This is a genomic window from Fusibacter sp., from assembly GCF_057447755.1.
Genome location: NZ_JBVBZF010000306.1, coordinates 1 through 4177 on the forward strand (window position 1 = coordinate 1; position 4177 = coordinate 4177).

The 4177-nt window shown below is 34.7% G+C and carries 3 protein-coding genes; all 3 read right to left on the reverse strand.

Translation table 11 applies throughout. The features are described 5' to 3' along the window. Positions 1–63 precede the first annotated feature (63 nt). From AC220I_RS19060 to AC220I_RS19070, 3 genes are read right to left on the reverse strand one after another with little or no spacing between them, the layout of a single operon-like run. Positions 64–1464 (reverse strand): ribonuclease E/G, encoded by a 1401-nt coding sequence (locus AC220I_RS19060; RefSeq protein ID WP_486725449.1) that lies wholly within the window; start codon positions 1462–1464, stop codon positions 64–66. 7 nt (positions 1465–1471) lie between these two features. After that, positions 1472–2161 carry a TIGR03936 family radical SAM-associated protein gene (locus AC220I_RS19065; RefSeq protein ID WP_486725450.1) on the reverse strand — a complete coding sequence of 230 codons (690 nt, stop codon included), beginning with the start codon at positions 2159–2161 and terminating at the stop codon, positions 1472–1474. Further along, entirely contained in the window at positions 2161–3987 is a 1827-nt protein-coding gene (locus AC220I_RS19070; protein WP_486725451.1) for a TIGR03960 family B12-binding radical SAM protein, read from the reverse strand. Before AC220I_RS19070 ends, AC220I_RS19065 begins: the two co-directional genes overlap by 1 nt. Between the last annotated feature and the right edge of the window lie 190 nt (positions 3988–4177).

A 4177-nucleotide genomic window follows, 5' to 3' on the forward strand; every position in this document is an offset into this window, starting at 1 on the left:
ATACGGATGTTGAAATGTCAATTGTTTTTCATGACATTAAATATTTTTTTTAAATACTCTAACCTAGGCTTCAATATTTGAAGCAATTTTAAAATTTTCATTTTTCTTATTGTTTTTTTGAAGCTTAATTTTTATAGGAATATCCTTAAACACAGGATTCTGAGATAAGAAAATATACAAATCTGGTACCAGCTCAAGAATTACTTGTTTAGTATTTGTATGCTCACTTAAACGGATCAATTCAAAATAAAGTTCATTTGCACTCCAATAAAGTAAATCCTTTTTTCTAAAATCAAAACTTAGTGCATCCATAACCGATGGTTTTACGCGTTTTCTCGTCATCTCAAGTAAGCCTAATCGCGTAATATCAGAGATATGAAAATCATCGTCCTTAGTAAAAATATCTTCATTCAGAATTTTTATAAACTCAACTTCTTCTTTTGAAGTCATATCAATGAAGTCAATTAAAATAACACCACTGATGTTCCTTGCAAGGAGTTTGTCCTTTATTTCAAGTGCAGACTTTAAATTAACCTCTCTTGTCATTTCCAGCTTTGAACTCGCCCTATATTGACCAGAGTTGACATCCACTATTGTAAAGGCTTCGAGTTCGTCCAGGGTGTAGGAAAAGCCCAACTTAGACTTAAATAATGTCTCAAACAAGAAGTCATGAATGTTAAGGCCATTCTCCTTATAGAGTGCATTTTTCGACTTTACGGGCTTTAAGACTGATTTTTCAAACCCGATTTCCAAAAGTTCTGATTTTAATGTTTCATCTGAATACTGAACACTACCCACTTCTCTGCTATAAAGCTGTCTATAAAGCTGTTCAATAAAGCCATTTGCCTCATATACCTTGATAATCTTACTCGAGAGTTTACCAAGGCGTTCAATTTTATTCCAAAGCTCAAACATTCTCTCAGCGTCTTTTTGAATTAAGTTAATCTCAGAAACTTCATTTACGATGCTTCTGACAATCCAGCCACCTTCACCGTGATCAAGTGATTTGAGATTTGACTCAATATCTGCTTTAGGGACCTTTTCAGTGATTTTCTTAGAATATTTAACGCCTCTTGAATACGGCAATAACACGACATATTTTCCCGCAAGTGAAATATCAGTGGTCAACTGAGGCCCTTTAGTTTGGTAGCTCTCTTTACTTACCTGTACTGCAATAAGTTGATTTTTAGCGATAAGTTTATTAAGCGGCAAGTTCTTTTGTTCCTTTGGAACACGTCTTAAAATTTCTTTCTTAGGTAAAAAACCATTCATCGGCGTTCCTATATCTATAAAAGCGCCGTCGATTTCATCTGAAAACTGAATGACTTTTCCAAAGTATATATTACCAAGAATATTTTGACGAAAATGGTTTTCAATTATAATATTTTCAAGTTCTTTTGTTTCTTGATCATATAAAACTGCAAGATCTAAAATTGAACTCTTATCGATTGAAATTGCTTTCATTTTCTACCTACAATTCATAAAGTGATACAAGCTTGTCGTCTTTGTCCATGAACATGTTAATGCGTTCTACTTCAATATGATCAATTTCCTTATCGTTATTACTAAAGTCTAAGAACAACTTTGCAAACAATTCAGGATTTAAGCTTCCATTACTGCTAGAAGCTAAAGTCGCTCTTAAAATGAGTTCATTGTCTTGTTTAAAGGCAACATTAAAGGCTTTGATCTGCTCCAATGCATTTACAGACTTCATAGTGCCTTTTTTAGTCTTCTTTTCATAGTTAATAAATTCTTGGTTTAAAAAGCTATCTACTTTTTCTTCGAAAGGATTATGATCGTTATTGTCCTTAAACTCTACTTTGATGAGATATTCAGAAAATGCAATGCTTGCCATTAAAGATGCTTTTGAGTCCACATAACGTGCCTGTACAATTTCAATGCCATCCGGAAAACGCATTTTAACAACCGATGCCAAATCAACCTTAGAGTTTAGTTGAACCTCCATCATCTCAAATTGGCTTGAAAAGCCAACAGACAATGGTGCTGCAAAATTCATCTTGGGATGTGGATTAAAGCCCTCTGAGAACTTAAGGGGTAATTTGTGAAATCTAAAAACACGCTCAAACAATTTCATAAGTTCAAGATGTGATAGAAATCTCATATATTTTTGTTTTTTGTATACGATTCTTAAAGTCTCCATTAACATGCACCGCCTATAATATTAACATTCACACCACAAGCTGTACAACCATCGCGACAGTCTTGAGTTGTAATCCCTTTTAATGCGTTTTCATATTCTGAAATCAAGTATTCTTTAGAAACACCTGGATCAATCATATCCCAAGGGAATAATTCATCATAAGCTCTTTCCCTAACTGTGTAGAAGTCAGGATCAACACCACACTCTTCAAAAGCTTCCATCCATAAATTATAGTTGAAGTATTCTTGCCAGCCATCAAACTTGGCACCCTTTTCAAATGCTTTTACAATAACCTTAGCAAGTCTTCTATCCCCTCTTGCAAAAACACCTTCTAAAACGCTTGTCTTAGGATCGTGGTAATTATAAACAACCTTACGGTTAATGAGTTTGGACTTAAGATAGTCTATTTTCTCATAAAACTGTTCAACAGTATCTTGCGCCATCCATTGGAATGGTGTAAATGGTTTAGGTACAAAACACGATGTGCTCACAGTAACTTGAACAGACTTTTTCATATCTTCTGGTTTCACTTGCTTAAAGATATAGGCCCCTAAGTTGGCAATTTCATTGATGCCATATAAATCATCAAGCGTTTCAGTTGGAAGCCCAATCATGAAATAGAGCTTCACACGAGACCAACCAAGTGCAAAGATGCTTCTAAATGTACTTACAATATTTTCTGCTGAAACACCCTTATTAATAACATCTCTTAATCTCTGAGTGCCAGCCTCAGGCGCAAATGTCAAACCCGTTTTCCTGATCTTTTGAATTTCTTTAACGACATCAACCGAAAAACTATCAAGACGAAGAGATGGCAAGGACACACCAATGCTCTCCTTTTCATATTTATCAACCAAATCCTTAACCAGTGTTTCAATGGTACTGTAATCCATTGTACTTAAAGACGTTAGTGAAAGTTCTTCAAAACCCGTAGATTCAAGAATTTTTTCAATATTCGACTTAATCGTTTCAGGTGATTTTTCTCTAATGGGTCTATAAAGCATCCCAGCTTGGCAGAAACGACAGCCTTTTGTACAGCCTCTGAATATTTCTATTACGGCACGATCATGAACGACATCGGCAAGTGGCACGATCATGGTTTCAAGCTGGAAGCCTTCATTAAAATCTCTTACGATTCTTTTCTTGATTTTTTCTGGTACTTTAGCAGTTCTGTCTACACCAACTAATATCCCCTGGTCGTTATAAACAGGATTATAATATTTTGGAACATAAACACCTTCAATTTGAGCTGCAGCAAGCAACATTTCTTCCTTAGTGATTTTACCAGCCTTATAGGGTCTGTAAACCTCGATAAAGTCAATTAGGAGTTCTTCCCCCTCACCAATAAAAAACATGTCCACAAACTCAGCAATCGGCTCTGGATTGTATGCACACGGACCACCCGCAACTATAAGGGGATGATGTGGCATTCTATCCTTGGAGTAGAATGGAATATTTGAAAGATCAAGCATGTTGATAATGTTTGTATAGCTTAACTCATATTGAAGTGTAAAAGCAATTACATCCATATCCAACAATTTAGACTTCGTCTCCAAGGTTACCGTTGTCTGATTGTTTTCACGTATTAAGTCCTCCATGTCTTTCCATGGTGAAAAAACACGCTCACAAAAGACATCTTCTTCTTTATTTAATAAGCTATAAATTATTTGAAGCCCTAAATAGCTCATTCCAACTTCATAAACGTCTGGAAAGCAAAATGCAAATCTAATCATGTTTTCAGTAATTTCTTTATTAATGGTGTTTAATTCGCCACCAATATAGCGAGATGGTTTTTCAACCTTTTGAAGCATTGCTTCTAATTTCATTGTTTCCTCCTAAACCTAAAAAATATAAAATAACTTTATAAAATATAAGATAACTTTATAAAATATAAATGTGATTAATACGCATCCTTAAGACCTGCCATTAATGCATTTTAACAGTATAGGGTTAAAATGATAGGGGGTCAAAACGGCTTAATTAATACATGAATGTGCCTTTTTTTCTTCGAACATA